This window comes from Ovoidimarina sediminis (assembly GCF_032586175.1).
Taxonomy (GTDB): domain Bacteria; phylum Pseudomonadota; class Alphaproteobacteria; order Rhodobacterales; family Rhodobacteraceae; genus Ovoidimarina; species Ovoidimarina sediminis.
Genome location: NZ_JAWHTE010000039.1, coordinates 1 through 26,587 on the forward strand (window position 1 = coordinate 1; position 26,587 = coordinate 26,587).

19 protein-coding genes and 3 pseudogenes are annotated in these 26,587 nt (G+C 61.8%); 9 read left to right on the forward strand and 13 right to left on the reverse strand.

What is annotated here, in order from left to right; genetic code table 11:
- Positions 1-71: 71 nt before the first annotated feature.
- Complete coding sequence (locus tag RXV90_RS24250) at positions 72-1,379, reverse strand: PAS domain-containing hybrid sensor histidine kinase/response regulator (protein WP_316652724.1); 1,308 nt, start codon at positions 1,377-1,379, stop codon at positions 72-74.
- A 71-nt stretch (positions 1,380-1,450) separates the two neighbouring features.
- On the opposite strand from RXV90_RS24250, the pseudogene RXV90_RS24255 reads away from it, so the two are divergent.
- From RXV90_RS24255 to RXV90_RS24265, 3 genes and pseudogenes are all read left to right on the forward strand, one after another.
- A pseudogene (locus RXV90_RS24255) lies at positions 1,451-1,780 on the forward strand (response regulator); the annotation flags it as partial.
- Between the two features lie 46 nt (positions 1,781-1,826).
- Positions 1,827-2,657, forward strand: coding sequence for a phosphate/phosphite/phosphonate ABC transporter substrate-binding protein (locus tag RXV90_RS24260; protein ID WP_316652726.1), 831 nt, complete (start codon positions 1,827-1,829; stop codon positions 2,655-2,657).
- A 181-nt stretch (positions 2,658-2,838) separates the two neighbouring features.
- Positions 2,839-4,056 (forward strand): annotated as a pseudogene (locus tag RXV90_RS24265) (ATP-binding protein); the annotation flags it as partial.
- A gap of 160 nt (positions 4,057-4,216) precedes the next feature.
- On the opposite strand, the gene RXV90_RS24270 reads toward RXV90_RS24265, so the two are convergent.
- From RXV90_RS24270 to RXV90_RS24300, 7 genes are all read right to left on the reverse strand, one after another.
- Positions 4,217-5,212, reverse strand: a complete 996-nt coding sequence (locus tag RXV90_RS24270) for an ABC transporter ATP-binding protein (RefSeq protein ID WP_316652728.1) — start codon at positions 5,210-5,212, stop codon at positions 4,217-4,219.
- Entirely contained in the window at positions 5,209-6,204 is a 996-nt protein-coding gene (locus RXV90_RS24275) for an ABC transporter ATP-binding protein (protein ID WP_316652730.1), read from the reverse strand. The genes RXV90_RS24270 and RXV90_RS24275 overlap by 4 nt, the downstream gene beginning before the upstream one ends.
- A complete protein-coding gene (locus RXV90_RS24280) occupies positions 6,201-7,370 on the reverse strand; it encodes an ABC transporter permease (RefSeq protein WP_316652732.1) in 1,170 nt (389 codons plus the stop codon). Before RXV90_RS24280 ends, RXV90_RS24275 begins: the two co-directional genes overlap by 4 nt.
- The gene (locus tag RXV90_RS24285; RefSeq protein WP_316652734.1) at positions 7,367-8,371 is read right to left on the reverse strand and encodes an ABC transporter permease; all 1,005 of its coding nucleotides are present in this window, start codon (positions 8,369-8,371) and stop codon (positions 7,367-7,369) included. Before RXV90_RS24285 ends, RXV90_RS24280 begins: the two co-directional genes overlap by 4 nt.
- 108 nt (positions 8,372-8,479) lie before the next feature.
- Positions 8,480-10,519: an ABC transporter substrate-binding protein gene (locus RXV90_RS24290; protein WP_316652736.1), complete on the reverse strand. Its 2,040-nt coding sequence runs from the start codon at positions 10,517-10,519 to the stop codon at positions 8,480-8,482.
- Positions 10,520-10,726: 207 nt separating this feature from the next.
- The gene (locus tag RXV90_RS24295; protein WP_316652738.1) at positions 10,727-12,217 is read right to left on the reverse strand and encodes a sulfatase-like hydrolase/transferase; all 1,491 of its coding nucleotides are present in this window, start codon (positions 12,215-12,217) and stop codon (positions 10,727-10,729) included.
- A gap of 27 nt (positions 12,218-12,244) precedes the next feature.
- Positions 12,245-13,099, reverse strand: coding sequence for a LysR substrate-binding domain-containing protein (locus RXV90_RS24300; protein ID WP_316652740.1), 855 nt, complete (start codon positions 13,097-13,099; stop codon positions 12,245-12,247).
- A gap of 138 nt (positions 13,100-13,237) precedes the next feature.
- Here RXV90_RS24300 and RXV90_RS24305 point away from each other — a divergent pair, with 138 nt between their 5' ends.
- The 5 genes and pseudogenes from RXV90_RS24305 to RXV90_RS24325 all read left to right on the forward strand — a co-directional run bounded on the left by RXV90_RS24305 (position 13,238) and on the right by RXV90_RS24325 (position 19,187).
- A complete protein-coding gene (locus RXV90_RS24305; RefSeq protein ID WP_316652742.1) occupies positions 13,238-14,416 on the forward strand; it encodes a 2-aminoethylphosphonate--pyruvate transaminase in 1,179 nt (392 codons plus the stop codon).
- Positions 14,417-14,426: 10 nt separating this feature from the next.
- Positions 14,427-15,677 carry a phosphonoacetate hydrolase gene (phnA, locus tag RXV90_RS24310; protein WP_316652744.1) on the forward strand — a complete coding sequence of 417 codons (1,251 nt, stop codon included), beginning with the start codon at positions 14,427-14,429 and terminating at the stop codon, positions 15,675-15,677.
- Positions 15,674-17,125: a phosphonoacetaldehyde dehydrogenase gene (phnY, locus tag RXV90_RS24315; protein ID WP_316652746.1), complete on the forward strand. Its 1,452-nt coding sequence runs from the start codon at positions 15,674-15,676 to the stop codon at positions 17,123-17,125. The genes phnA and phnY overlap by 4 nt, the downstream gene beginning before the upstream one ends.
- The gene (gene pbfA / locus RXV90_RS24320; protein WP_316652748.1) at positions 17,125-18,480 is read left to right on the forward strand and encodes a (R)-1-hydroxy-2-aminoethylphosphonate ammonia-lyase; all 1,356 of its coding nucleotides are present in this window, start codon (positions 17,125-17,127) and stop codon (positions 18,478-18,480) included. The genes phnY and pbfA overlap by 1 nt, the downstream gene beginning before the upstream one ends.
- A 135-nt stretch (positions 18,481-18,615) precedes the next feature.
- Positions 18,616-19,187, forward strand: a pseudogene (locus RXV90_RS24325) (transposase).
- On the opposite strand, the gene RXV90_RS24330 reads toward RXV90_RS24325, so the two are convergent.
- From RXV90_RS24330 to RXV90_RS24350, 5 genes are all read right to left on the reverse strand, one after another.
- Positions 19,179-19,841 (reverse strand): aspartate/glutamate racemase family protein, encoded by a 663-nt coding sequence (locus RXV90_RS24330; RefSeq protein WP_316652750.1) that lies wholly within the window; start codon positions 19,839-19,841, stop codon positions 19,179-19,181. The pseudogene RXV90_RS24325 and the gene RXV90_RS24330 overlap by 9 nt on opposite strands.
- 5 nt (positions 19,842-19,846) lie before the next feature.
- The gene (locus tag RXV90_RS24335; RefSeq protein WP_316652753.1) at positions 19,847-20,686 is read right to left on the reverse strand and encodes an ABC transporter permease; all 840 of its coding nucleotides are present in this window, start codon (positions 20,684-20,686) and stop codon (positions 19,847-19,849) included.
- 1 nt (position 20,687) lies between these two features.
- Complete coding sequence (locus RXV90_RS24340) at positions 20,688-21,590, reverse strand: ABC transporter permease (protein ID WP_316652755.1); 903 nt, start codon at positions 21,588-21,590, stop codon at positions 20,688-20,690.
- Positions 21,591-21,679: 89 nt separating this feature from the next.
- Positions 21,680-22,945, reverse strand: coding sequence for an ABC transporter substrate-binding protein (locus tag RXV90_RS24345; RefSeq protein ID WP_316652759.1), 1,266 nt, complete (start codon positions 22,943-22,945; stop codon positions 21,680-21,682).
- Positions 22,946-22,990: 45 nt separating this feature from the next.
- Positions 22,991-23,974, reverse strand: coding sequence for an ABC transporter ATP-binding protein (locus RXV90_RS24350; RefSeq protein WP_316652757.1), 984 nt, complete (start codon positions 23,972-23,974; stop codon positions 22,991-22,993).
- 224 nt (positions 23,975-24,198) lie between these two features.
- Between RXV90_RS24350 and RXV90_RS24355 the strand changes: the two genes are divergently transcribed.
- Entirely contained in the window at positions 24,199-24,888 is a 690-nt protein-coding gene (locus RXV90_RS24355) for a GntR family transcriptional regulator (protein ID WP_410482399.1), read from the forward strand.
- Positions 24,889-26,587: the final 1,699 nt, after the last annotated feature.

Below are 26,587 nucleotides of genomic sequence, written 5' to 3' on the forward strand. Positions count from 1 at the left end.
TATACTCACCCGAAGAGTGTTGGAACTACTTCAGGGCTGCCGGATATGTCTCAGGTTAAAGGCCGGATGCTTTAGGTAACCGAATGGCCCGCCTTTTCCAGCATCTCGCGCGCGACCAGCCTGTTGATCTTGTTGTCCTCGACCAGAAGGATCTTGAGCCCGATGGCCGGCGCAAGTACCGGCTCGCCTTCATCCATGGTGTGAGGATTGGCCTCGGAAGTGGGGGTGCCGATCGGCAGCCTGATCCAGAACAGGCTCCCCTCGCCCGGCTCGCTCTCCACTCCGATCTCTCCGCCCATCGCTTCGACGAGGCGCTTGGGGATCCCCAGGCCAAGACCGGTCCCTTCCGCCGTTCGTCCGTAACTCGGGTCGAGCGTCCGAAAATCCTCAAAGATCGTTTCCTGATCTTCCTCCGCGATCCCGATGCCCGTGTCTGTAACGCGGAATTCGACGGCAGACCCATCAGGCAACCCCTCGAACTCGACGGCGATCTGACCATCCCGGGTGAACTTGTTGGCATTTCCAACGAGGTTGAGGATGATCTGGTTCAGTCGGATGCGATCGGCCCACATCAGCTCCGGCTCGTCGCTCACGACGATATCAATGCGGTTACCGTTCGCTTCAATTGCCCGCCGCTGGCTCTCGATCAACTCGTCGAGAAGCTCTTTCGGGCGGATCTCCGAATTCACGAGGTTGAGTTGCCCCGCATCGGCGCTCGAAATGCTCAGAACGTCATTGATATGATGCACCAGCAGTCTCGCCGATGTCTCCATGGCAGAGAGGTACTTTCTCTGCGGCGCTGCGAGCTCTGTGTCTTCCAGAAGCTCCATCGTGCCGAGCAGGCCATTGAGCGGGGTACGCATTTCATGGCTCATCACGGCAAGCAATTCGGCCTTTGCCTTCTCTCCGGCGACAGCCTTGTCCCGGGCGTCGACCAATTCCTGCTCCGCATAGACCTGCTTTGAGATATCGCGCATGTACGAGATGAAGATCTCTTCGCCATCGGCCTCGATCGAGGAAATCGACGCCTCCACGGGAAACACGCTGCCGTCCTTCCGCTTGGCCTCGAGCCGCACCAAACCCTTGTCTACGACGCGCTTTTCGCCAGTCTGGCTGTAACGCGTCATACCGGCGTCGTGCGCCTTGCGCAGGTGGTCCGGTATGATCACCTCCGCCATGTCCTGGCCGATCGCTTCCTCGCGGGTGTAGCCGAAGATCCGTTCAGCCGCGCCGTTGTAATCGAGAATCCGGCCATCGCGCCCGACCGCAAGGATTCCATCAATCGAGGTGGAAATCACGTTCTGCAGCCTGTTCTTCGCATCCTTAGCGCCGCGCTCAGACTGAACGCTTTGCCTGATGAGCCCGAGCAGTAGAAGCACGAAAAGAAAATGTACAAGTTTTAAGGCCCAGGGACATGGATCAACCCGCAGACGAAGCCAAGACCTCGAGCATGCGGGTCCTGATCGCCGATGACCACGATCTCGTCCGCGAGACCCTGGCGGCATTCCTTCAGCGTGAAGGGATTGCGACTGTAACGACTGCCTCCGATCTCAGCCAGGCGATTGCCGCGGTCGAGAACGACGGCGCCTTCGATCTTGTCCTTCTCGACTACAACATGCCGGGGATGAACGGGCTCGAGGGCCTGGCCCGGATGCGCGAAAGCAATGAAGGTCGCCCGGTCGCCCTGCTTTCCGGAAACGCGTCGCGCGCCATTGCCGAAGAGGCGATCAATTCCGGTGCTGCGGGTTTTGTTCCCAAGACGATGGCCTCGCGTTCGATGGCAACCGCGGTCCGGTTCATGGCAGCGGGCGAAGTCTTCGTGCCTTATGGCTTCATGCAGCAGGACGACTCAACCGTCGGGAACCTCAGCCAGCGTGAAACAGACGTGCTGCGCGGCATCTGCGAAGGCAAGTCGAACACAATTCGAGGCGAGAAGGCTCTCGGAAATATGGACCCCGATCCTCGAACAACTCGAGGCGCGCACGGGGCTCGAATTCAAGATGATCGGATCGCCGCGCATCCCCGAATTCGAACAGGCCTTCGGGCGCGGCGAGTTCGATTTCTCCTACATGAACCCCTACCACTCGCTCGTGGCCTTCTCCCGTCAGGGTTATGAGCCGCTCGTCAGGGACGGAGATCGCAAGTTATCCGGGGTTCTCGTGGTCACGAAGGAGTCTCCGTACAAAACCGTGTCCGACCTCGAAAATGCCAGGATCGCCTTCCCCGCACCCAATGCCTTCGGCGCATCGTTGCTGATCCGCGCAAACCTCGATCGCGTTCACGATCTCGACTTCGTGCCCGATTTCGTAAACACCCACAGTTCCGCGTACCTGAACGTCGTGCTCGGCGAGGCTGATGCCGCGGGCGGTGTGATGTCCACATTCATGGCACTTGATCCGGACGTCAGGGATCATCTTCGCATTCTCTACGAGACACCGGAAATGCCGCCCCACCCGATCGTTGTGCACCCCCGCGTGCCCAGGGAAATCGCGGAAAGGGTTCAACGGGCATTCCTTGAAATCGCGGCAACGCCGGAGGGCGCCGAAATCCTGTCGAAGATCCCGATGCGGCGCGCGGTGGCGACGCAGGCATCGGATTACGGGTCGCTGACAAAGCTTGAGCTGGAAGACTACTACGTCGAAATCGGCTCGAACTGAGTACCGGCACGGTGCAGATCGCTCTCCCATGATGAACTCATCGATCAGACAGACGATTTCCATCCCTATCATTGCCTTCGCAGCGAGTTGCGCGGCGCTCTTTCAGTTCGTGTGGGTGCCGCGCGTGACGCAGGTGCTGATCGATGCGGAAACCCGCGAGATCCACCGTCAGATCGACGTGATGGCCGATGGATTGACGCCATTCATTCTAAGCAATCAATACGCCGCCATCTACGAAACTCTGAATGTCATCTCCAGAAAGCACGACAACTGGTCAGGCATTACGCTTGTCCGCGCGGATCAGAAAAAGATTTACCCGCTGGGAAAGCTGGAAACGATCCAGGGGCCGGACGTAATTCATCTCGCCCACGACATCCAGCTTCGCGGAGAATTCTGGGGGCAGCTTTCGGCGAATGTCGACCTGAGCTCGCAAATCGCGTCGCTGCACCAGGAACTCCGGCATCTTGTCGTCGTTGCGATCTTCGTCTTTGTATCCATAATCATTCTTCTGGGCGTGCTTCTCGATCAGCTCGTCATCCGGCGTCTTTCGATGCTGGCCGATGCCGCCGACGAACTGGGTTCCGGCAACTTCCGTTCAACGCTTCCGAGGGCCGCACGGGATGAAGTGGGGCGGCTGACCAGAAGTTTCCGGGTGATGCGCGAACAGATCCTCGAAAATGTCTCCTCGCTCGAAACCGCTCGAAGCGACGCCGAGTCGGCCTTGCACGCAAAATCACGCTTCCTCGCGACGATGAGCCATGAACTCCGCACTCCCCTGAACGGAATCATACCGGTTGCGGAACTGCTGAAGGCGTCCCGGCTCGACAACGCCCAGCGCCAGCACGTGGAAATCATCGAACAGTCCAGCAAGTCTTTGCTGTCAATCATCGATGACATCCTCGACCTCACGAAGATCGAAGAAGGACGCCTCGATATCCGCGAGCACCCCTTCGGTCCGGCCAGGCTGACAGATGGCGTGGCCGGGATGCTGCGGACGTTTGCTGAAGGCAAGGGTCTGCAGCTGAAACTCAACATCGAAAGCGTTGGATCCATGGCATGTCTCGGGGATGAAGACAGGATCCGGCAGGTCTTGGTCAATCTGACCGGCAACGCCATCAAATTCACCGAACGGGGGGCCGTGACCATCGCCTGCCGCCCCGTGCTGGAAACAAATGACGAAATCACCTTTCTGTTCGAGGTGGAGGACACCGGAATTGGCATCAGCTCGGACGATCAGGAAAGGGTGTTCGAGCGCTTCGAACAGGCCGAAGGGGGGCTGACACGTCGGTTCGGCGGCACCGGCTTGGGCCTTTCGATCTCAAAGCGTCTCGTGCAGGCCATGAACGGGCAGATCGGCGTGCGCAGTACCCCGGGTAAGGGAAGCGTGTTTTGGTTCACCCTTCCGTTGCGGAAGTCTGCCGAAAACGCAAAGCAAGCCGTGCCCGAGACACGTGGATGCGCGTTGAAATGCGCGGCCGACGGTGAAGCCATCGACGTCTCGCTCAAGGTCCTCGTGGCCGACGACAATGCAATCAACCGCGAAGTTTTGACAGAGCCGCTCAGACAGTTCCTAGAAGCTCTTTCCAGCGATGGCAGGCCACTTCGTGCCCCGTACCGTCGGCCTCAAGCAGTGGCTCCTCCACGTTGCAGCGGTCGACCGCGTGGACGCAGCGCGTGTGGAACTTGCATCCCGGCGGTTGGTTCGTTGGCGAGGGAATCTCGCCTTCGAGCTTCTGCGCTTTGCCCCGGTCGTCGGGATCAAGCGACGGGATCGCCGAGAAAAGTGCCTTGGTATAGGGGTGGCGCGGCGCGGCGAACAGCTTGCGCGTCGGCGCGGTTTCGACAAGGCGCCCCAGATACATCACCGCCACATAATCGCAGGTATGCGCGACAACCGATAGATCGTGGCTGATGAACATGAACGTCAGCCCGAGATCCTTCTGAAGCTGTTTCAGAAGGTTCAGGACATCGGCCTGGATCGAGACATCGAGCGCAGCCACGCTTTCGTCGGCCACCACGAACTTCGGATCCGAGACAAGCGCCCGCGCGATCGAGATCCGCTGCCGCTGACCGCCCGAAAACGCGTGCGGAAACCGGCGCAGATGTTCGAGGTTCAACCGGCATTTCGCGGCGATCTCGCGTACCCGCTCATCGGTTTCCTCACGGTTGCGGGTCAGGCGCATCACTTCCAGCGGCTCGGCGATGATGTCGCGCACCGTCATCCGGGGCGACAGCGCGGCATAGGGATCCTGAAAGATCAGCTGCGCGCGCTTGCGGTAATCCCGCAACTGCTCCTTCGTGATCTTCTCGAGGTCGTATTCCACCTCCCCGTCCGAGTAATGCGCCGTCCCCCCGGTGATCGGCACGGCCTTCAGAAGCGCCCGGCCCAGCGTCGTCTTGCCCGATCCGCTTTCCCCAACGAGGCCGAAGAAGCTGCCCTTCTCGATGTGGATCGTCACGTTGTCCACGGCCTTCAGAGTAAAGCGGTTGAACAGCCCCTTGCCGATGTTGAACCCGACCGAAAGGCCGTCCGCGCGGATCAGGGGGGTACTCATTCCGCGACCTCCCGGTAGATGTGGCAGGCCACCTGGTGGGTCGCGTCGATGCGCGTATCGCGCGGCAGGTCGGCCCGGCATTCGGGCCCCACGATCTGGCTGCACCGGGTGTGAAACACACAACCCGACGGGCGCTCCAGCGGCGAGGGGATGTCCCCCGGCACCGGGGTCAGGGGTGCATCCAGGTCGTCGAGCTTCGGCAGCGCCGCGATCAGACCCTGGGTGTAGGGATGCTTGGGGTTCGCGATCACCTCGCGCACCGGCCCCTCCTCGATCAGCCGGCCGAGATACATGACGTTCACCCGATCGCAGGTCTGCGCCACCACGCCGAGGTCATGGGTTATGAAGATGATGCCCATGCGAAACTCGTCCACGAGGTCCTTCATCAGATCGATCACCTGCGCCTGGATCGTCACGTCAAGCGCCGTCGTCGGTTCGTCCGCGATCAGCAACGCGGGCTTCGTCGACAGCGCCATCGCGATCATCGCCCGCTGCCGCATTCCCCCCGACAGTTCGAAGGCGTACTGGTCGAACCGGCGGCTTGCATCGGAAATCCCTACCCGGTCCAGCATCTCGACAGAGATCGCCCGCGCCTCGCGCTTCGACATGTCGGAATGCAGCTGAAGCTGCTCCACCATCTGCTTGCCGATCGTGATCGCCGGCGCAAAGCTTGCCATCGGCTCCTGGAAGATCATGCTGATCGCACCGCCCCGCACCACCTTCAGATCTGCCGTGCGGCGCAGCGACAAGACATCGAGCGGCCCGGTCTCGGTATGAAGGGTTATGCGCGAGCCGGGCGCATAGACCGCGTTACGGGCATTCAGGTGCATCAGCGATTTCGCCGTTACCGACTTGCCCGAACCGCTTTCGCCGACAAGCCCCATCACCTCGCCCCTGTCGAGACGGAACGAAACATCCTCCACCGCCGTGACCAGCCCCTCGTCGGTCCGGAAACTCAGCGTCAGGTTCTCGACTTCGATCAGCGCGCTCATTTGTGCGTATCCGAATAGGGATCGGCGGCGTCGCGCAACCCGTCGCCCACGAAGACGAAGGCCATGACCAGCACGATGAAGAAGATCACCGGGATGAAATACCATTGGTAGTTCAGCATCACGTCGGCGCTCGTCGCGTTCTGCAGCATCACGCCCAGCGACGACACCGGATCCTTCAGTCCCAGCCCGATGAAGGACAGCGCGGTTTCCGACAGCACCATGTAGGGAAAGGAAATCACCAGATCGACGATGATGTAGCTGGTGAAACTCGGCAAAAGGTGCCGCCGGATCACGTGGCCCGAGGACGCGCCCGAAAGCTGCGCGGCAAGCACGTATTCCTGGTTCCGCTCGGTCAGAAGATGCGTGCGCACCCGCCGCGCGAGTGTCGGCCAACCGATGAACCCGAGGATCAGCGAGATGTAGAAGAACCGTTCCTCCGCGGAAAGTTCCGGCGGCATGAAGGCTGCGACCGCCATGAAAAGCGGAATCGCGGGCACGGTTCGCACCGCGTCGGTGATCATCTGGATCACCCCGTCGATCCAGCCTCCGTAATAGCCGGACACCCCTCCTATGATAAGCGCCAGGAAGAAGGCGATGAACACCCCGATCGATCCGACCTGAAGCGAGGTCCAGATCGCGTGCAATGTCCGACTGAAGATGTCCTTCCCCGCCGCATCGGTGCCGAAGAGGTGGATGAACCCCTTATCCATCCCGAACAGGCGTGTCTGCGCCGGTATGAACCCGAGAATCTTGTAGGGCGCGCCCTCCACGAAGAACTGAACATAACGGCGTTCGTCCTCGTTGACCTGCTCCACCCAGCGGAAATTTGTCTCGATCGACCGGACCCGTTCGATGGTGTGCAGGAACGGCCGCAACGAACAGCCGTTCTTGTCGCAGAACTGCGGGATCGTCGGCGCCCCGTTCAGATAATCCTTGTTCCGCCCCGCGACGGTCGGATCATAGGGCGACAGGAACGGCGCAAAGATCCCCGACAGGATCATCAGCAAAAGTATGATGCCGGCGATCATGGCCGATCTCTGTTTTTTGAACCGCGCCCAGATCAGCTGCCTTTGAGACGCCGTGAAATAGGCCTCTTTCGCGCTCTGGTCGCCGCGCTCGTTGGCCGCGCGCGCGGCCTCGGCGAAGGTTTCGGGGGTTTCGGTCATCGCACGATACTCTTGCGAACCCGCGGATCCAGAACCGCGAGCAGCACATCGGTGAAAAAGTTCAATGCCACGATCGATGCGGTCAGCAGGAAGATGATCGCACCGGCAAGCTGCTGATCGTTCGAACGCGCAAGCGCCTCGATCAACAGCGATCCGGCATCGGTGAGGGTCAGGATCAGCGCCACGATGGGCAATTCGTTGAAGATCCGGTTGAGGTCGAACCCAAGCGAGTTGACGATCGGGCCCAGTGCATGCCGCGCCGGGTAGTTCCACAAAAGCTTTCGCCCGTGCACCCCGCGCGCGGCGGCGGCGGTGACGTAAAGCTTGCCGATCTCGTCGGACATCAGCGCCCGCACGGTCTGAAGCGCGAAGGCGGTGGCCGACCAGCCCAGAATGAAGATCGGAAGCCAGGCGTGTTTCAGCAGATCAACGATCTTCTCCCAGGTCCAGGGCGCATCCCTGAACTCCGGCGAGAACAGCCCTGTCAGCGTCTCGTTGAAATAGACCGTCGAGAACAGCATGATCATCAGCGCCAGAAGGAAATTCGGCATCGCCAGGCCGAGATAGCTGAGGATCCTCAGCGTGTTGTTCAGAAGCGCGTTGTTCGACGAGGCGGCAATGATGCCCACGGGAATCGCGATCGTATAGGCCAGCGCAAGCGAGGCGAGACAGATCGACAGCGACAGCCAGAACTTGTCGCCCAGAAGCCGCGCTATGTTGACCCGCAGGATACAGCTGTCTCCGAATTCTCCCTGGAAGGCCCCGACGATCCATTTGCCCCACCGTTCCAGGAACGGGCGGTCGAGGCCGAGCCGCGCCCGCTCGTTCTCGATATCGGCGAGCGAAATAGTCGATCCTTGGGTGTTCTTGAACGCCAGATAGCGTTCCGCACAATCACCTGGCACAAGCTCCATCAATGTGAACACCACGAGGGACACGATGATGAGCGTCACCATGGCCATGATGGCGCGCGTCACTACGAACCTGGCGAAATTGAGCATGATTACGTCCCCGCTACGACTGCGCCCCGACCGGTTGTTTCCGGTGTAGTCGTTGCGCTCGCGGGCGGCGGCACCGCCCGCGAAGATTTCATGACATCGCCGTTCCCGTTACTCGTCCAGCCACCATTGCTGCGGCAAGTAGGGGAACGTCCTGTAATACTCGTAGGATGTCGTCTTGAACTGGGTGAAGTTCTTCAGGTCGTTGTTGTGGATCAGCGGAGACGGCGCCAGCACCGTGCCGATGAACAGCATTTCGTCGACCATCTTCGTCGCCAGCTTCGTCGCCAGCGCCTCCTGCTCCGGCGATCCGATCGGCGCCGACTGGAAGGCATTCACGTCGTCGATCATCTCGTTCACCCAGGCTGGCGGCTCCACGCCCGCCGAGCCGCCGCTTTCGATGTACTCGGCCCAAAGCATGCCGGTCCGGATGTCGAAATAGCCGTCAAAGGGCGGCACGAAGTACGTGTTGTCGCCAAGGTGAAGCGCAAGGGGCTGGCCTTTGCGCCAGATCATGACGTCAAGCTGGTTCGATGATTGGGCCGAGCGATACTCGTCCGGCGTCACTTCCTTCACCGTGGTCTGCACGCCCACATCGGTCCAGTTCTGGGCCACGAGCTGTGCCAGTTCTCCGGGCGCGCCCTGGGTGGCGAACTGCAGGTTCAGCACAAGCTTGTCGCCGTTCGGCAGCTCGCGCATCCCGTCCCCGTCGGTATCGGCCATGCCGATCGCGTCGAGCATCTGCTTCGCCGTGTCGGGGTCGTACTGCGCCCAGGCCGTTTCAAGCTCGGCCGGCATGAAATCCGGCAGCGGCGAGAAGCCGTTGTACTGCACCGGCTTGCCCTGTCCGAAATAAGCCACCTCGTTGATCTGGTCGCGGTCGATGGCGATCGACATGGCGCGGCGGAACTCGACATTGCCGAACACCTCGCGCTTCGCCGGATCTTCCGACGTCACGTTGAACGACAGGGTCGGGAAGGCGATGTCGGGGTTAAGCTGAACTGTGTAGTTGCCCTTCTCCTGGTTCTCCAGAAGCAGGGGCGCCGAGGCGAGCTGCAGGGACTGCGCCTTGTAGTCCACCTCGCCGTTGATGACCGAGAGGATCCGCACCTCGTTGTCGTTCTTGTAAAGCTCGTCCTGCTCCGAGATGTAGGGGAGCTGCTGGCCCGTGGTGTCCACCATGAAGAAGTAAGGGTTCGCCACGTAGTGCCGGCCTTCGGTGGTGTCGGCAATGGTCAGGAAGCTTTCCAGCGTCGGCACCACTGCTTTCGGCAGCCCATCCACAATCTCCGGCCGCGACAGAAGCGGCGAGGGCGTGTCGGTCCAGTCCGAGTTCCCGTAATAGGCCAGGATCGCGTCATAGCCGTTCTCGAACCCGAGGCTCTGGGCAAAGCTATCCGCCTCGGGGTTCACGTCGGGGTGGAACTGGCCGAGGAAGTGCTTGGGCTGGAAGCCCTGGGCATAGGAGGTCGCGAAATGCGCCAAAAGGCCCGGCTTCGGCGCGGGCAGGTTGAACACCACGGTCACGTCGTCCGGCGCATCGACCGTCATCTTCTCGCCGCCGACAAGGACATAATCCTTGGGCGTCTCGTTGATGTTCGGGTCCAGCATGATGTTGTCATGCCAGAACTTCACGTCCGCGCTGGTGAACGGCGCGCCATCCGACCACTTGTGACCTGCCCGAAGGGTGAAGGTCAGCTGGGTGAAATCGTCGTTCCATTCCCATGATTTGGCCACGTTCGGCACGATCGTCTGCAGGTCGTCGGAATAGCGCACGAGGTTCACATGGCGCGTCGACAGGAAATCGGACGTGCCCGCTTCTGTGGCGTTCGACAGCGCATCGAGCTGTCCGCCGTACCGGCCGATCGACGCATAGGGCACGATGACAAGCGGTTCGGAGGGCAAACGTTCCGTGACCGACGGAAGATCGGGGTTTCCCACGATCCGGCCGTTCAGCGATGCTGCGTCGGGGTTCCCGGAGAACTCCATCGTGCAGCTTGCCGCCGCCTCGTATTCGGCAAGATCGTATTGTTGAGGATAGGCGCCCGCCGCCACGCCCTGCATGTCGGCCATGGTGATGCCGGGGCAGCTGGCGAAGGCCAGTCCGGGCAGCACGGATAGGGCGACGCCCGTCAGTAATAACCGTTTCATTTTCTCTCCTGTCGAGTGTGTTTTTGAGATGGGGTTCGGTCCCGTTCGACACGCCCAAGCGCCAGAGACTAAGGATACAACCTCTGCCACGGCCTGGTTTCGCTCCCCTTCCACTTTATTGCCCCCCGCACCCCGCGAAGAACATTCGTTCACTGTCGCTACGGCGTAACAAACGTGTGACGCCGGCCCCCAAAATTGCCCGGTTGCTTAATCGGATCCGATCTGGACGCCGTCTCGGGTCACCAGTGTCCGTGAAAAGGTGCCCTCCGGGTTCTGCATTCGAAGGCAAAGCATCTTGACTGATAAATCAAGAGAAATTGCGCCTGCCTCCCCGGTTCCTGCCAAATCCCGTGCCTCGCTGCCTGCTCTCACGTCAAAAACGACTTGCGGCAGACCACTGGCGAAGTGCACCAGCCGATGCGCCCCGGTCCGCAGCACCGCGAAGTTTGCGGCATCCGCATGAAGGCCCAACTGGCGTTGCACCCCGGTCGCCGAAACGGGGTTGCCGAAGTCATGTTCCGAAAAGGTGATCTCCCGCCCGCCTTTGCCGGTTTCAAGGGTTCCCAGCAGGCTCCGCCCATCCATCGAATGTGGAACGTCGCAGCCCGCCCAGTCCAGGAGCGTCGGCGCCACGTCGATCGATTCCGTCATCGCCTCGACGACGCGCGCGCCATGACCGGGCGCCCGAATTATCAGCGGCACGTGGAACGCCGCGTCATAAAAACTGTCTTTCCCCCACAGCCCGTAATCGCCCAGCGTGTCGCCGTGATCCGCGGTGAACACAACCAGCGTGTTCTCCAGCCGGTTCGTGCTCCGAAGCCAGTCGAAGACGCGGCCCACATGGTGGTCAACCTCGGCGGCAAGGCCAAGGAACACCGCCCGAAGGCGGCGGATCACATCCGGATCAGAAGCAAGATCCGGAAAGCCAGAGACAAGGCTGGCAACCGATTTCGTGGCCCGGAGCGCGGCGACATAGGGATGCGGCGGCACCCCTTCGTCGGCTTCAGCCGGCGCCGGCACGTCCTCCGGCGCGACCAGTCCGTTCCACGGATCCGGCGCAACGAAGGGCGGATGCGGCCGGATGTAGGACAGCATCGCCGCCCAGCCGTCCTCCACCGTTTCCATGTGACCGAGGAATCTGTCGGTCAGAAAGGCCGTGTCGCTGTCCTCCGCACGGTACAGCGCAGGGCCGTCGATGCGGCCGCCCACTGGGCGGTAAAGCGCCATGCCCTCGGGCACGTCATACCCCTTTGACCGCAGGTGATCGCGCCACACCCTGTCGTCGGTTTCCTGGCGCATCCGCACCACTTCGGTGAAGCCCGGCAGCACCTCTTCATAGGAAAACAGGCGCGGATCGTCCGGGGCAAGGACGCGCGGATCCTGCGTCACGTCGGTATAGCCGAAAAGAAGCGGGTCGTACCCCCTTTCCCGCAGCCCCCGCGCCAGGTTCGGCGTATCGTGGCGCAGCGGCGTGCCATTCCGCACCGCCCGGTGATTCATCGCGTATTGCCCGGTCAGAAGCGAAACGCGCGAAGGGCCGCAGGGCGTCGCCACGCTGTAGTGTCGGCGAAAGGTCACGGCCTCCTGCGCGAACCGCTCGAGGTTCGGCAGGGGCACCGCGCCCCGAAGCGCCCCGTGCAGAAGATCACCCCTGAAGTGATCGGTGACGATAAGAAGGATGTTGCCGCGCCGTGCCATTCCCGATTTACGACGCGCTCCGCGCGCTTATGTCAATGCTCCCCAAAAGGCGCGGATCACCGGTACATCCCGGCGCGCGCGCAACGACACCACCGTTTCGGCCATCATCAGCTCTCCTCCGATGATCGCGATCTTGCGCAGCCGGGGATCATGGCCCAGTTCCGCTTCTGAGACGAAGCCAAGTCCCGCGCCCGACGCGACGATCTCGCGCATCGCTTCCCGCCCCTCGACTTCGATCACCGGCGACAGCGTCACCCCCGCCTCCGCCGCCGCGGCCTCCAGCCGTGCGCGCGTCCGCGATCCGGGCTCCCGAATGACCAGCGGCCACCTGACGATATCTTGAAACGCAATCGTCTTCGGCTCCCCGGGGATCAATCCATGGGCGGCGATCGCCACGATCGGGCTCAGCCCCAGATCCATCTGGTCGAGATCCGGCGCATGCCCGGTATTGCCGACGACGCCCACCTCGGCGTCGTAGGAACGCAGCCTCGACAGAACATCCTCGGTGTTCCCCGACCAGAGCGAGATCGCAACCTTTGGATAGGCCACCCGAAACCGCCCGATTGCCCCGGTCACATGCACCGCCGAATCCGCCACGATCCTCAGGCGGCCCGTCACCGCGGCCCTGTTCCGGTCGAGATAGGCGGCAATCCCTTCCTCCACCTCGAAGAACGACTTCGTGAGGTTGAACAGCCCCTCGCCCGCCTCCGTCATACGCACGCGGCGCCCGCTCCGGTCGAACAAAAGCACGTCATGGGCCTCTTCCAGGCGGCGCACCTGGTCGCTTACCGAGGGCTGGGTCTGCTTCAGAAGCTCCGCAGCCCGCGAAAAACCGCCCGCCAGGGCAACATGGTGGAAGGCCCGAAGCTGGGCATAGCGCATGATCGAACCTCCCGGACAGGCACGGCAAATGTATAGTATAGACCTATACAAATATAAAAAACAAAGATTTTACATATAAAGAAATCCCGATCAGAGTCGCACCGTTCACCCGAAGGACCGACCACGACAAGGCACAGCATGTCCAACCCGTTTCCCGATCCCGAACTCGGCGAGCCCTTTCTTCTGACCCCGGGGCCGCTGACCACGGCCTATGACGTCAAGCAGGCGATGCTGCGGGACTGGGGCAGCTGGGACGATGACTTTCGCGCGATGACCCGTGCCCTGCGCCAAAGGCTTCTCACCCTGCTGGGGCCGGGGGCCGAGAGGTACGATTGCGTGCCGATCCAGGGATCGGGCTCCTACTGCGTCGAGGCGATGCTGGGCTCCTTCGTCCCGAAGGACGGCAAGGTGCTGGTGCTCGCCAACGGCGCCTACGGGCTCCGCGCGGCGGCGACGCTCGGATATCTCGGGCGCGGGGTCCACCTTCTCGACAAGGGCGATTACCTGCCGCCACGCGGCGCCGAGGTCGCGGCGATCCTTGCCGCCGACCCCGCGATCTCCCACGTCCTCGCGATCCATTGCGAAACCTCCTCGGGCATCCTCAACCCGGTGGACGAAATCGCGGCGGCCACGCGGGCGGCGGGCCGCAAGCTTCTGATCGATTCCATGTCGGCCTTCGGTGCGGTGCCGCTTGATCCCGTGGCGCTGAACTGCACCGCCTTCGTTTCCTCTGCCAACAAATGCATCGAAGGCGTTCCCGGCTTCGGCTTCGTCATCGCCCGGAAGGATGAAATCCGCGCCGCGAAAGGCAACAGCCACTCGCTCGCCCTCGACATCCACGCCCAGTGGGAGACGATGGAAAAGACCGGCCAGTGGCGCTTCACCCCGCCCACCCATACCGTCGCGGCCTTCCTCAAGGCGCTCGACATGCAAGAGGCCGAGGGCGGCAGCCCGGGCCGCCTCGCCCGCTACACCGAGAACCGTAATACGGTGGTCGCGGGGCTGCGCGACCTGGGCTTCGAAACCCTGCTCGACGATCGCTGGCTCTCGCCGATCATCGTCACCTTCTTCTGCCCCGCTGATCCCGCCTTCAGCTTCCAGGGCTTCTACGACGCGATGAAGCGGCGCGGGTTCATCATCTATCCCGGCAAACTCACCGTCGTCGACAGCTTCCGCATCGGCTGCATCGGACGGATGGACGCCGCGATCATGCGCCGCGTCGTCACCGCGGCGGCCGAGGCGCTCGACGAAATGGGCGTGGCCTCCGCCGCGCCGCCCGCCGCCGCACTCGAAGAACGCAAGAAACTCGCCGCCTGAAGGATCATACATGCAAGACGTCACCGCGAACGACCGCAGCTATGCCGCGCCCCGCACCTGTGCCATCGCCATCTGCCTCGACGGGTGCGAGCCCGAATACCTCGACGTGGCGATCGCCGAAGGACTGATGCCCAATCTCAAGCGGATCCGCGACGCCGGAACGAACCGCCTCGCGCATTCCGTCATCCCATCCTTCACCAACCCCAACAACCTCTCGATCGCCACGGGCCGGCCCCCCTCGGTCCACGGGATCTGCGGAAACTTCCTCTACGATCCCGACACCGGCGAAGAAGTGATGATGAACGATGTCCGCTTCCTCCGCGCGCCGACGATCTTCTCGCAATTCTACGCCGCCGGTGCCCGCGTCGCGGTCGTCACCGCCAAGGACAAGTTGCGCGCCCTCCTCGGGGCCGACCTGAAATTCGACGAGGATCGCGCCATCGCCTTTTCCTCCGAACGCTCCGGCGACACCACGAAAGCCGAACACGGGATCGACAACGCAAGCGCCTGGCTCTCCCGCCCGGTCCCCGAGGTCTACTCTGCGGATTTGTCGGAATTCGTCTTCGCCGCCGGGGTAAAGCTCCTGCGCGACTGGAAGCCCGACGTGATGTACCTCTCGACCACCGATTACATCCAGCACAAGTTCGCCCCCGACGAACAGGGCGCAAAGGATTTCTACGCCATGTTCGACCGCTACCTCGGCCAGCTCGACGCGATGGGCGCGGCCATCGTCGTGACGGCGGATCACGGGATGAAGCCGAAGCATGACGCGACTGGCGCGCCGGCGGTTATCTATGTCCAGGATCTGCTGGATGACTGGCTCGGTGCCGGCGCGGCCCGGGTGATACTGCCGATCACCGATCCCTACGTGGTCCATCACGGCGCGCTCGGCTCCTTCGCGACGGCCTATCTGCCCGAAGGGGCGGACCGGGCCGATATCGTCGCGCGCCTGAGGGCCCTGCCCGAAATGCTCGAAGTGACGACACGCGAGGATGCGGTAAAGAAATACGACCTGCCCGCCGACCGGATCGGCGACATCGTGATGATCTCCACCGAAAACATGACCATCGGCACCAGCGCCGACCGTCACGACCTCGCCGCCCTGAAGGAACCCCTGCGAAGCCACGGGGGGCTGACAGAGCAGGAGGTTCCCTTCATCGTCAACCGCGTGCTCGACATGCCGGGCGCCCCGGCCCTGCGCAATTTCGATGCGTTCTTCTACGCCTGTGCCGCCGCCGCGCTCGAAGAGGTGCCGTCATGAACCGCCCCGGCCTTCCCGTCCGCCACGAGGCGATGCGCATCGGCGGCGAACGCGTGACGACGGCGGATGTGATCGAGGTCCGCTATCCCTATACCGACGAGGTCATCGGCACCGTCCCCGCCGGGGATGCGAGCCATGCGGCCCGCGCCTTCGAAATCGCCGCCGCCTACCGGCCCGCGCTCACCCGCTACGAACGCCAGCAGATCCTGTTCCGCGCCGCCGAACTGATCCGCGACCGGCGCGAGGAGATCGCGCACTGGCTGACGCTGGAACTCGGCATCTGCAAGCAGCACGCGCTCTACGAAACCGGACGCAGCTACGATGTCTTCACCCTCGCGGGCCAGCTTGCGATCCTCGACGACGGACAGATCTTTTCCTGCGATCTCACCCCGCACGGCAAGGCACGCAAGATCTTCACCAAGCGCGAGCCGGTCAGGGCGATCAGCGCGATCACCCCGTTCAACCATCCGCTCAACATGGTTGCACACAAGATCGCCCCGGCCATCGCGACGAACAACTGCGTCGTCTGCAAGCCCACCGAACTGACGCCACTGACAGCCCTGACGCTTGCCGACATTCTCTACGAGGCGGGCCTGCCGCCAGAGATGTTCCAGATTGTCACGGGGTGGCCTTCCGACATCGGTGACGCGATGATCACCGATCCCAACATCGACATCATCACCTTCACCGGCGGCGTCCCCGTGGGCAAGATGATCGCTGAGAAGGCGGGCTACAAACGCGCCGCGCTCGAACTCGGCGGCAACGATCCCCTGATCATCCTGAACGATCTCGACACGGCGGATCTCGAAAGGGCCGCCACCATCGCGGTCGCCGGCGCCACGGGCAATTCGGGCCAGCGCTGCACCGCCGTCAAGCGCATCCTCGTGCAGGAAAGCGTGGCCGACACGCTCGTCCCGATGATCCTCGAAAAGGCCAAGGCGATCCGCTTCGGCGATCCGATGGATCCCGAAACCCAGCTCGGCTGCGTCATTCATGCACAGGCGGCCGAAACCTTCGAGAACCGAGTCTACGACGCCGCGAAACAAGGCGCCAAGGTGCTCTACGATCCCGGTCGGAAGGGTGCGCTTCTGCCGCCCATCGTGGTCGATCACGTGCCCCATGAGTGCGAACTTGTGATGGAGGAAACCTTCGGCCCCATTGTCCCGATCGTGCGCGTGCCCGATGACGATGCGGCGGTGATGCGGATCTCGAACAGCACGCCCTTCGGCCTGTCCACGGGCGTCTGCACCAACTCGCTGCCCCGCGCGCAGGCCTATATCGAAGGGCTCGAAGTCGGCACCGTCAACATTTGGGAACAGCCGGGCTACCGGATCGAGATGTCGCCCTTCGGCGGGATCAAGGATTCTGGCAACGGTGTGAAGGAGGGCGTGCTGGAAGCCATGAAATTCTTCACCAACGTCAAGACATTCTCGCTGCCCTGGCCCTGATGCGACACACCGAGGGCGAGGCGAATACGAGCGCGGCGCGGGCCGAATGGGCCGCGCGCGAAACCGATCCCGGCGCGCGCGCGCTTCTCGATCGCGATGCGGCGGCCTTTCTTCACCAGTCGCTCTCCTCGCCCTGCGCAGCCACCATCGCCCGGGCCGAAGGGATCTGGATCGAGGACATGGCGGGCCGCCGGTTCATGGATTTCCACGGAAATTCCGTCCATCACATCGGCTACGGCCACCCCCGCGTGATCTCCGCGATCAAGGATCAGCTCGACGCCCTGCCCTTCTCGCCCCGGCGCTTCACCAACGAAGTCTCGGTGGCCCTTGCCGAGCGGCTTGCAGGCTATGCGCCCTGGCCCGCCAAGGTGCTTTTCACCACGGGCGGCTCCGATGCCGTCGAGGTCGCGCTCAAGATCGCCCGCGCGGCCACCGGGCGCTTCAAGACGCTGAGTTTCTGGGATGCGTTCCACGGCGCAGGCTTCGGCGCCGCCTCCGTGGGCGGCGAGGCCACCTTCCGCAGCCACATCGCCGGGCCGCTCCTTCCGGGGGCGGAACACATCGCGCCGTTCAACTGCTACCGCTGCGCCTACGGCCATCCGGGGCCCGAGGCCTGCGGCCTCGCCTGCGCACGCATGGCGGGCTATGTGCTGGGTCGCGAAGGCGACGTCGCGGCGGTGGTGGGCGAACCGATGCGCGCCGTCCCGGTGGTGCCGCCGCCGGGCTACTGGCGCAGCGTGGCAGAGGCCGCGCGCGGGACGGGTACCCTGCTCATTGCCGACGAGATCCCCACTGGGCTTGGCAAGACCGGCGCCTTCTTTGCCCATGGTCATGATAACGTCACGCCCGATATCATCGTGCTCGGCAAGGCGCTCGGGGGCGGCACGCTGCCCATCGCCGCGGTGCTCGCACGGGCCAATCTCGATGTGGCGGGCAAATTCGCCATCGGCCATTACACTCACGAAAAGAACCCGGTCACTGCCCGCGCCGCCCTCGCCACGCTCGACGTGATCGAGGACGAGGGCCTCGTCGAACGGGCCGCCCGGCTCGGCGATTCCGCGATCGCGCGCCTCCGCGAGAGCCTCGGGGCCTGCCGCGCTGCCGGCGACATCCGCGGGCGCGGCCTCATGTTCGGGATCGAGATTGTCACCGACCGCGACAGCCGAGCCCCCGATCCCGACCGCGCCGAACGCATCCTCTACGACTGCTTGGCGCAGGGGCTGTCCTTCAAGATCAGCGCAGGCAACGTCCTCACCCTATCGCCCCCGCTCACCATCGCCGAGGCGGATCTTGAGCGCGCCCTGTCGATCGTCGAGACGGCGGTTCTGCGCGCGGTGCCGACACGGTCGCCCTGACCCGGCTCCGCATCGCAAGTGCCACCGACAACAAGAGATCCGATGCCCGGACGGGGCATGACCACGGCCTCCGGGGTCAGGGCCCATTGATCAGCTGCTGTGCTCGTGTTTCACCGGCGAAAAACGGGCGGTGAGATGAGCAATCTCTTTTGGCTGACCAAGGCGCAGGTGGCGCGCCTCGAACCTGACGTCCCGAAATCGCACGGCAAGCCACGGGTTGACGGCCGGCGTGTGTTGAGCGGGATCAACTTCCTCAATCGCACTGGGTTACGGTAACGCGATGCGCCTACGGAATACGGCGAAAGAAGCCCGTCTTGATCGATGCGACCCACCTCAAAGCCCAGCGAACAGCGTCCAGCCCGGGCGTTAGAAGGGGCGCGCGGGCTCTGCTGGGCGGCCAGCCGAACGGGAAGTGGCTCCTCGGCGACCGCCGCTTTGATGCCGATTGGTTCCGGGAAGCACTGAAAGACAAAGGGATACGTGCCTGTATCCCCGGTCGCAAACAGCGCAAGACCGCTGTGCGCCCTGACAAATGCCGATACAAGCGGCGCAACCGGATCGAGATCATGTTCGGCAGGCTCAACGACTGGCGGCGTGTCGCGACTGGGTATGATCGGTGCCCAAACGCCGCTCTCTCCGCAATCGCGCTCGCGGCAACCGTGATCTATTGGCTATGGGTCCCGAGCCTGGATTGCCATTCAATCTGATCGACCGGATTGTCGAACAAGCCACCGCATTGCCCCAACCGCGGCCTCGATCGGATCGACGACCGGAAGGGCGAGATTGGCGCGGAGTGAGTCCGTGATCGTCACCATGCCGGCACAGCCGAGAACGATGGCGTCGATGTCGTCTTCCGTTTCCGCCGCCCGTACTTCTTCCAGAATTCGGGTTACCGATGCAGCTGGCGAGGATTCCAGTTCCAGAACCGGGATCGCCGACGCCCTGACGCGCCCCACATAAGGGGAAAGCCCGTAGGTTCTGATGTTCTCTTCAAGCACAGGAACGGAAATCGGCAGGGTGGTGACGACGCTGAATCGCCAACCGCGAAGGGCACATTGGAAATATGCCGCCTGGCCCAGACCGACGACCGGGCAGGAAACGCGCGATCGCGCCTCCGCCAATGCGGTATCGTCGAAGCAGCCGATGATGACACCGGTGGCTTGCGCGTCTGCCGCTTTGTCCAAAAGCTCGATTAGGGGAAGGGTGGCCATGACCCCATCCTCGCGGCCCTGTATCGCGGGCGGGCCATCGTGCGATGTCCACGCGTCAAAAGCCATATCGGGTGCGGCCCGCCGTGCAGCGTCGAGCATTGCTTCGGTCATCGAGGCCGTGCTGTTGGGGTTGATGATTAGGATCGTCACGGGGCTCACACCATTCCCTTGCCCGCATCCGAGCCCTGCCGGGCTCTTCGTCGGCCCATGAGCCAGACCGTTAGAAGAAAGATGCAAATGACCAGGAACGAGAAGACGGTTGTCAGCGTGCCGAGCGCGAAGATGACCGGCGTGGTGACATTGGTCGTCATGCCGAAGATTTCCAGTGGCAGCGTGTTGTAACTGCCGGCCGTCAACAGGGTGCGGGCGAATTCATCATAGCTGAGCGTGAAGCCGAAAAGGGCTACACCGATGAGCGAGGGCGCGATGATCGGAAGCACGACATGTCGGATCGTCTGCCACGGTGAGGCGCCGAGGTCGCGGGCGGCTTCCTCGTAGCTGCGGTCGAACCTGTTGAACACGGCGAACATGATCAGAAGCCCGAACGGCAGGGTCCAGGTCAGTTGCGCGCCGAAGCCGGAGGTGGACCAATGCACGCTCAGCCCCGATTGCGAGAAGATCAGGCCGACACCAAGCGAGACCAGGATCGAGGGGATCACAAGCGACGTGATAATCAGATAGAAAAGCAGGGTCGACCCGGCGAAGCGTTTACGGAACGCCAGCCCGCCCATGACCGAGACGACTACCGTCGTGACCATGACCATCAGGCCGAGCGCGAACGACCTTCTGAACGATCCCCAGATGTCGCCGACCGCCTGTTCTTCGAAGAGATCGCGAAACCAGTGCAGCGAGGTGCCGCGCATCGGGAAGGTGAGGCCGCCCTGCGGCCCCTGGAACGACAGGATCGCGATTGTGATCGTGGGGCCGTAAAGGAAGATCAGGAACAGCCCGAAGAAAGCAGCGAGAACGTAGAACGAGCGGGGCCGCGGCTCCATCTTAGAGTTCCTTCCGTATGTCAACGAACCTCAGAAGGATCGCGATGACGATCAGCACGGTCGCAAGCAGCACGACCGCCGTTGCGGAGGCTGACGGGTATTGCAGGAGCCCGATGTCATTCGAGATCAGTCGCCCGACATTGGCGGACTGGCTGCCCGACATGAAGCGCACGGTGATGAAATCGCCCATGACGAGCGTCACCACGAAGATCGTTCCGATCATGATGCCGGGCTTCGTCAGTGGGATGATGACATGCCAGAGCGTCTGCCAGCCCGACGCGCCGGCATCCACTGCGGCCTCGATCAGGGATTTGTCGATCCGCATCATCGTGTTGAAGATCGGAACGACCATGAAAAGCGTATAGAGGTGGACGAAGGCGAGAATGACACTGAAATCGCTGAACAAAAGCCATTCCAGCGGTTCGTCGATCACGCCCCATGACAGAAGCGTGGAGTTGGCAAGCCCGTTCCGCCCCAGAAACGGAATCCAGGAAATCATCCGGATGATGTTGGACGTCCAGAAAGGGATCGTGCACAGGAGAAACAGGGCGATCTGCCAGTTCAGCGTGCGCACGTGGAAGGCCAGGAAATAGGCGACGGTGAACCCGATCAACAGCGTGAAAAACCAAGTGATCGCAGCGTATTTGAACGTGTTCAAGAAGACGCGATAGGTCACTTCGGACCCGAAGAGAAACTCGTAATTGTCGAACAGGAACGCGGGATAGATCGAGAATTCGGTGGCGCCCCAGAAGCTCACGACCACGATCATCACGATGGGCAGCACCAGGAAGATCGCGAGAACAAGCGCCAGCGGCGATGCCAGCAGCCAGCCAACAGCATGGCGCGTCAGAACGATCCGCGAGGGCGCGGCGGATGCCGCCTTGGTCTCAGGAGGCGCGGTCATTTGGTCGGTCATGCTCGGCGATACCTTGGGAAAAATCGCCCCGGCCGGAAAGGGAGGCGGCCGGGGCAACGGAACTCATGCCGCACTCATCACGCGGCGATGAATTCGTTCCACTTCCGGACCATGTACTGGTTCTCATCCATGACAGCGTTCCAGCAGGCGACGGCACCCATGCGGTCGTAGAACGAACCGCCATCGCGGGTTTCCCCCGCCTTCGCCAGCACATCGCCGAAGGGCGAAGTGATGTCGTCGGTGGCTTCCTTGCCTTCGAACCAGTAGCCCCATTCGTTTTCGGACATGTAGTTCTTGGACGTCTCGGGAACCGCCGAGTAGTAGCCCTGGCGCATCAGGAAGCCGCCGACCCAGCCATCGAGGTACCAGTTGATGTACTCGTAGGCCGCATCGAGCTCCATCCCGCTCAGGCTGTTCGACAGACCGATACCGCCGCCCCAGGAGCGGTAGCCCTCTTCAAGCGGCTGGTAGACGCAGGGAATGCCCCGGGACTTCACGGCAGTGATCGCCGGCGACCACATCGACTGGATCACGACCTCGCCAGAGGCCATCAGGTTCACGCTTTCGTCGAAGGTCTTCCAGAAGGCACGGAACTGACCGTTCTTCTTGGCCTCGGTGAAGATGCCGATCGTCAGGTCGATCTCTTCGCGGGTCATGTTGCCCTTGTCGGGATAGGTGTATTCGCCCATCGATTCCACGACCATCGCCATGTCCATGATGCCGATGGACGAGATGTCGAGAATCGACGCCTTGCCCTTGAACTCTGGATTCAGAAGCTCCGACCAGTTGCTGATCGGGCGCCCGATCAGGTCGGGGCGGATGCCCAGAGTGTCGGCGTTGTAGATGGTCGGGATCAGCGTCATCCAGCCAGTTTCGCTGCCAACGAAACTGGTCGAGCCCGGGCCGTCTACGAAGCCCACCGTGTGCGGGGCGGTCCCTTGCGCGATCTCGCTTTCGGGCGTCAGCTTGCCCGACCGGAAGATGCCCACGATCTTGTCGTAGTTCTTGATCTTCGAGGTATCCATCGCCTGAAGGTTGCCTGTCGGCCAGACCTTCTTGCAGATCCAGTACTCGATGTCGGCGATGTCGAAACTGTCGGGCTGCGTTGCGGCACGCTGGGTCACACTATCAGAATCGAGTGCGGTCATTTCGAGCGTGAAACCGAGGTCTTCCTTCACCTTCTGCGCCACCTCATTGAGGTTCGAAACGCCTGTGCCGAACTGACGAAGCGTGATGTTCTTCGTTTCCTGACCCCAAACCATCGGTGCGGGCAGCGTGGCGGCGGCAAGCGTCGCCGCACCGGTCTTCAGGACCGATCGCCGCGAGTAGCGGACTTTCGATATCGTGGTCATGTATTGTTTCCCTGTCTTGAGGTTGTCATTTCTTGGTCAAGCACTCAGCGCATGTGCGGCCTGACTGTCCCAGTCGAGGCCGACTGCCTCGCCCACATCCTTCGGAGCACCGAAGAAATCCTTGTCTGTCAGAAGTGCGGTCACTTCCTGCTCACCGGCCAAGGCCGCGGTCAGCGCGACGTGCGTGCCCTGATACTCGACGCCGGTGATCCGTCCTTGCAGCTTTGCCGCGTCGGGTGTTGTCAGCCGCAACTCATCCGAACGGACGGCAATCTTGCCCTCCGGAAGCGCGATGACGTTATGCGATCCGATGAAACGCGCGACGAACGCAGTCCTGGGCGCGTCGAAAACCTCGCGGGCCGGTCCCGCCTGTTCGATCCTGGCGTTGTTCATCACCACAATCTCGTCGGCCAGGGCCAAGGCTTCGTCTTGGCCGTGGGTGACATGAATGAACGTGATGCCAAGCTCCCGCTGCAGGCTCTTCAGTTCCGCGCGCATTCTGATGCGCAGGAAAGGATCGAGCGCCGACAAGGGCTCATCAAGAAGAAGCACCTGCGGCTTGGTGATAAGTGCCCGTGCCAGGGCAACACGCTGTTGCTGGCCGCCGGAGAGCTGTGCGGGCAACCGGTCGGCAAACGCCGTCATATCGACAAGCTCAAGCATTTCGCCGGCGCGCTTGAGCCGTGACGGTGCATCCACTCCCTTCATCCTGAGACTGAATGCGACGTTGTCGACGACGCTGAGATGCGGGAACAATGCGTAATTCTGGAACATCATCGCCGTGCCGCGCTTCGCCGGCGGCAGGCCCGAAATGTCGTGTCCGCCCAGAATGATGGCGCCTTCGGTCACGATTTCATGGCCTGCCAGCATTCTGAGCGTCGATGACTTGCCGCAGCCCGACGGTCCCAAAAGGCACGCGTATGTTCCCGCGTGAAAGAGATGATTGATCGCGTCGACGGCGACTGTCTCGCCGTAGCGCTTCGTCAAGCTGACGAGTTCAAGATCGAGTTCCGAACGCATGGCACCCCCGCTTCCACCAGCATCGTGATCCCGGAGCAGGCGCGACGCGAAGGGTTATCCTTTCTCCGATCGGCGCGGGAGTGGCCGATGGTGAGCAGATGTGCAGGCGGCGAAAACATTGTTCAAAAAGGAGGCAAAATTCGTATACAATCTTTGGCGACAAACAGCACGATCTTGCTCGTTGGCCAGTCCTCTGCGAAGAATCACTTCAACAGGAGGCCGCGTTGAAACGGATCAATAATCCCACCTCCCCGTCTGCCGAGGCCATCGCAACCGCGCTGACGGAGGCGGTGCACGAACATCGTGTGTTGCCCGGCATGAAGCTGTCAGAGGATGAGGTCGGCGAGATTTTCGGGGTCAGCCGTACGGTGGTGAGACAGGCTCTCAGAACGCTTGGTCACGAAGGGCTTCTGACGATTGAGCGGAATCGCGGCGCCTTCGTTGCGAAGCCTTCCACAAAAGAGGCGCGAGAGGTTTTCGAAGCGCGTGCGCTGCTCGAACCGCAGACGGCCCGTTCCGCGGCGGAACGGACCACGCCGAAGGATATCGAAATCCTGAGACGCCATATCGAGGAAGAACATGCCGCCGTTGCAGCGGGAAAGTCCGGCTTGGCCCTGAAGCTTTCGGGCGAGTTTCACATCGAAATCGCCCGCATCGCGAACCAGCAGACGATCGAGACATTCATCAGGCAACTCGTCTCCCGTTCCTCTCTGGTCATCGCGCTCTACTGGCGGCGACGCAATGCGCTTTGCGAAAGCCACGCGCACCATGCCTTGTTGAAAGCTCTCGGCGAGCAAGACAGTGATACTGCGGAACAGCTGATGAAGGGCCACCTGCTCGATCTCGTCTCGCAGCTCGATCTCAGCCCGCAACCGGACGAGCCCCATTCGTTGCGGGACGCGCTCTTGGCATGATCGTGGGCCGCTGCACACCGTGAACGGACTTCGGATTGTGCTGCAGTGGCGGCGGACGAAGAGTGCAACCCCATACCGAAAGCGGACCTTCGTCAGATCTCGCCGACTGACCGCAACGCGGACAAACCTGCCTGATGCCGCTGCAGCAAGACTCTTCGACAGGCGGCAACCAAATTTCTGAAACCTTTGCGGTAGCGCAGCACAACTTCCCCGAAGCGGACATTCACAGCATGTTTAATGGGCCACATTCCAACCGGCCGTTCGCTGTGCCGCTGTCCGACGTCTCACATGCGGGACCAAGCCGACTCTGGATATCAGGAAGTAAACTCAAGGATGGTCGTTTGGAACAAACGGAAGATACCGGAAGCGATCGTTCTCACTACTTGAGAAATACAAGCTCTGCCCAGTCTGCAATCTCTGGAAGCTGGCTTTCCATTTCCAGGTTCTTTCTTGGGTCCTTTTCAAAACGTTCTCCCCAAACCGTAAGAGCCAGGTTCTCGTCAATAACCCTGGTGTAGGTACATCGAGTTCGCCACTTGTTATCTTCGTTCAAATACCAATCGCTACAGCGGGTGCGCCCTTCATCAGATACAAGGTCAAATATGGGCGGTGCCTGATCGTCAGGGCCATGCCACCTTATGGAAGCAAGATAAGAATGAGAGCGAAAGGTGACACTATCTATACCCGCTGTCGAACTTGGGAGACCGACTGAGCAGACTTTCCAACCGGAGGCCGGTTGAAGGTCATCACAGACACCGTGCAATCTCGGAAACGTCTCAAGCAGATCGATACTAACTGCCGCAGTTTGTAGGTGATCCCGGCCTGCGTCAGTACGGCGGCAGTATCTGAAGACGCTGTTCTTGTCCCGAATCCGAGAGGAGTAATAGCTGAATAGTGGGTACTTTAGTGCCAAAAGAAATCGACTTCTTTCGGGACCGAACATCTTTGCCGGGGTTGCAGGGCTGACATGAACCCGCCTCCCATCCAGAGAGGCTGTTATCCCATCCGTCATACAAGGCTGGTTGTATGGAACCGTTTGAACCCAAAGCGCAATGCACACCATGGCGATTGCTGGGAAAAGGGTTACTAGAGTAACCGGAGGCGACCCCTTAGAAAAGCCGATGGCCCTGAACAATACCCGCGTCATCAGCCCCCAGCAGTAGAACCCGAGCAGAGCTACTAGCGTGACCACCGCAAATTGCACCAAGGGAAGAACGTGGTAGGCCGAAAGCGCGTCCAGATTAACCGATATCGCTAAGAAGGCGGCAGAGCTCCCAATCTTTGCCAGCCGCCAGACACACGGCATTTCCTTCCCATACAAGCCCGCAAGCGAAACCGAGGCAAAACAAAGCGCTAAGAACGTGTGAAAGAAGAAGAGAGGACTAGGCGGCAGCATGTGGGCTCAGTATTTGCTTTAGGAACCCAGCATCATCTAAGCGGTCCTGCCTTGCGATGACCTATATCAACCTACACGTCGATGTGCTGGTCAGGTCGACAGCCCAAGCGCATCTGCACTGTTGGTCTTCTTTGGGCTCGTTGCTGCCGATCGCTGCGATCTGCGCGAAGGGCTGCTTCGTGGAAGCTGCGTTGCGGCGACTGCCGGCTGGCCGAACGTCCGCTTTGAGCCGATTGTGTTGAAGAAGTCGGGTTGAGAGCCGCGAACAGATCGCGATAGCGCGTAACTGGGCCTGTCGCTCAG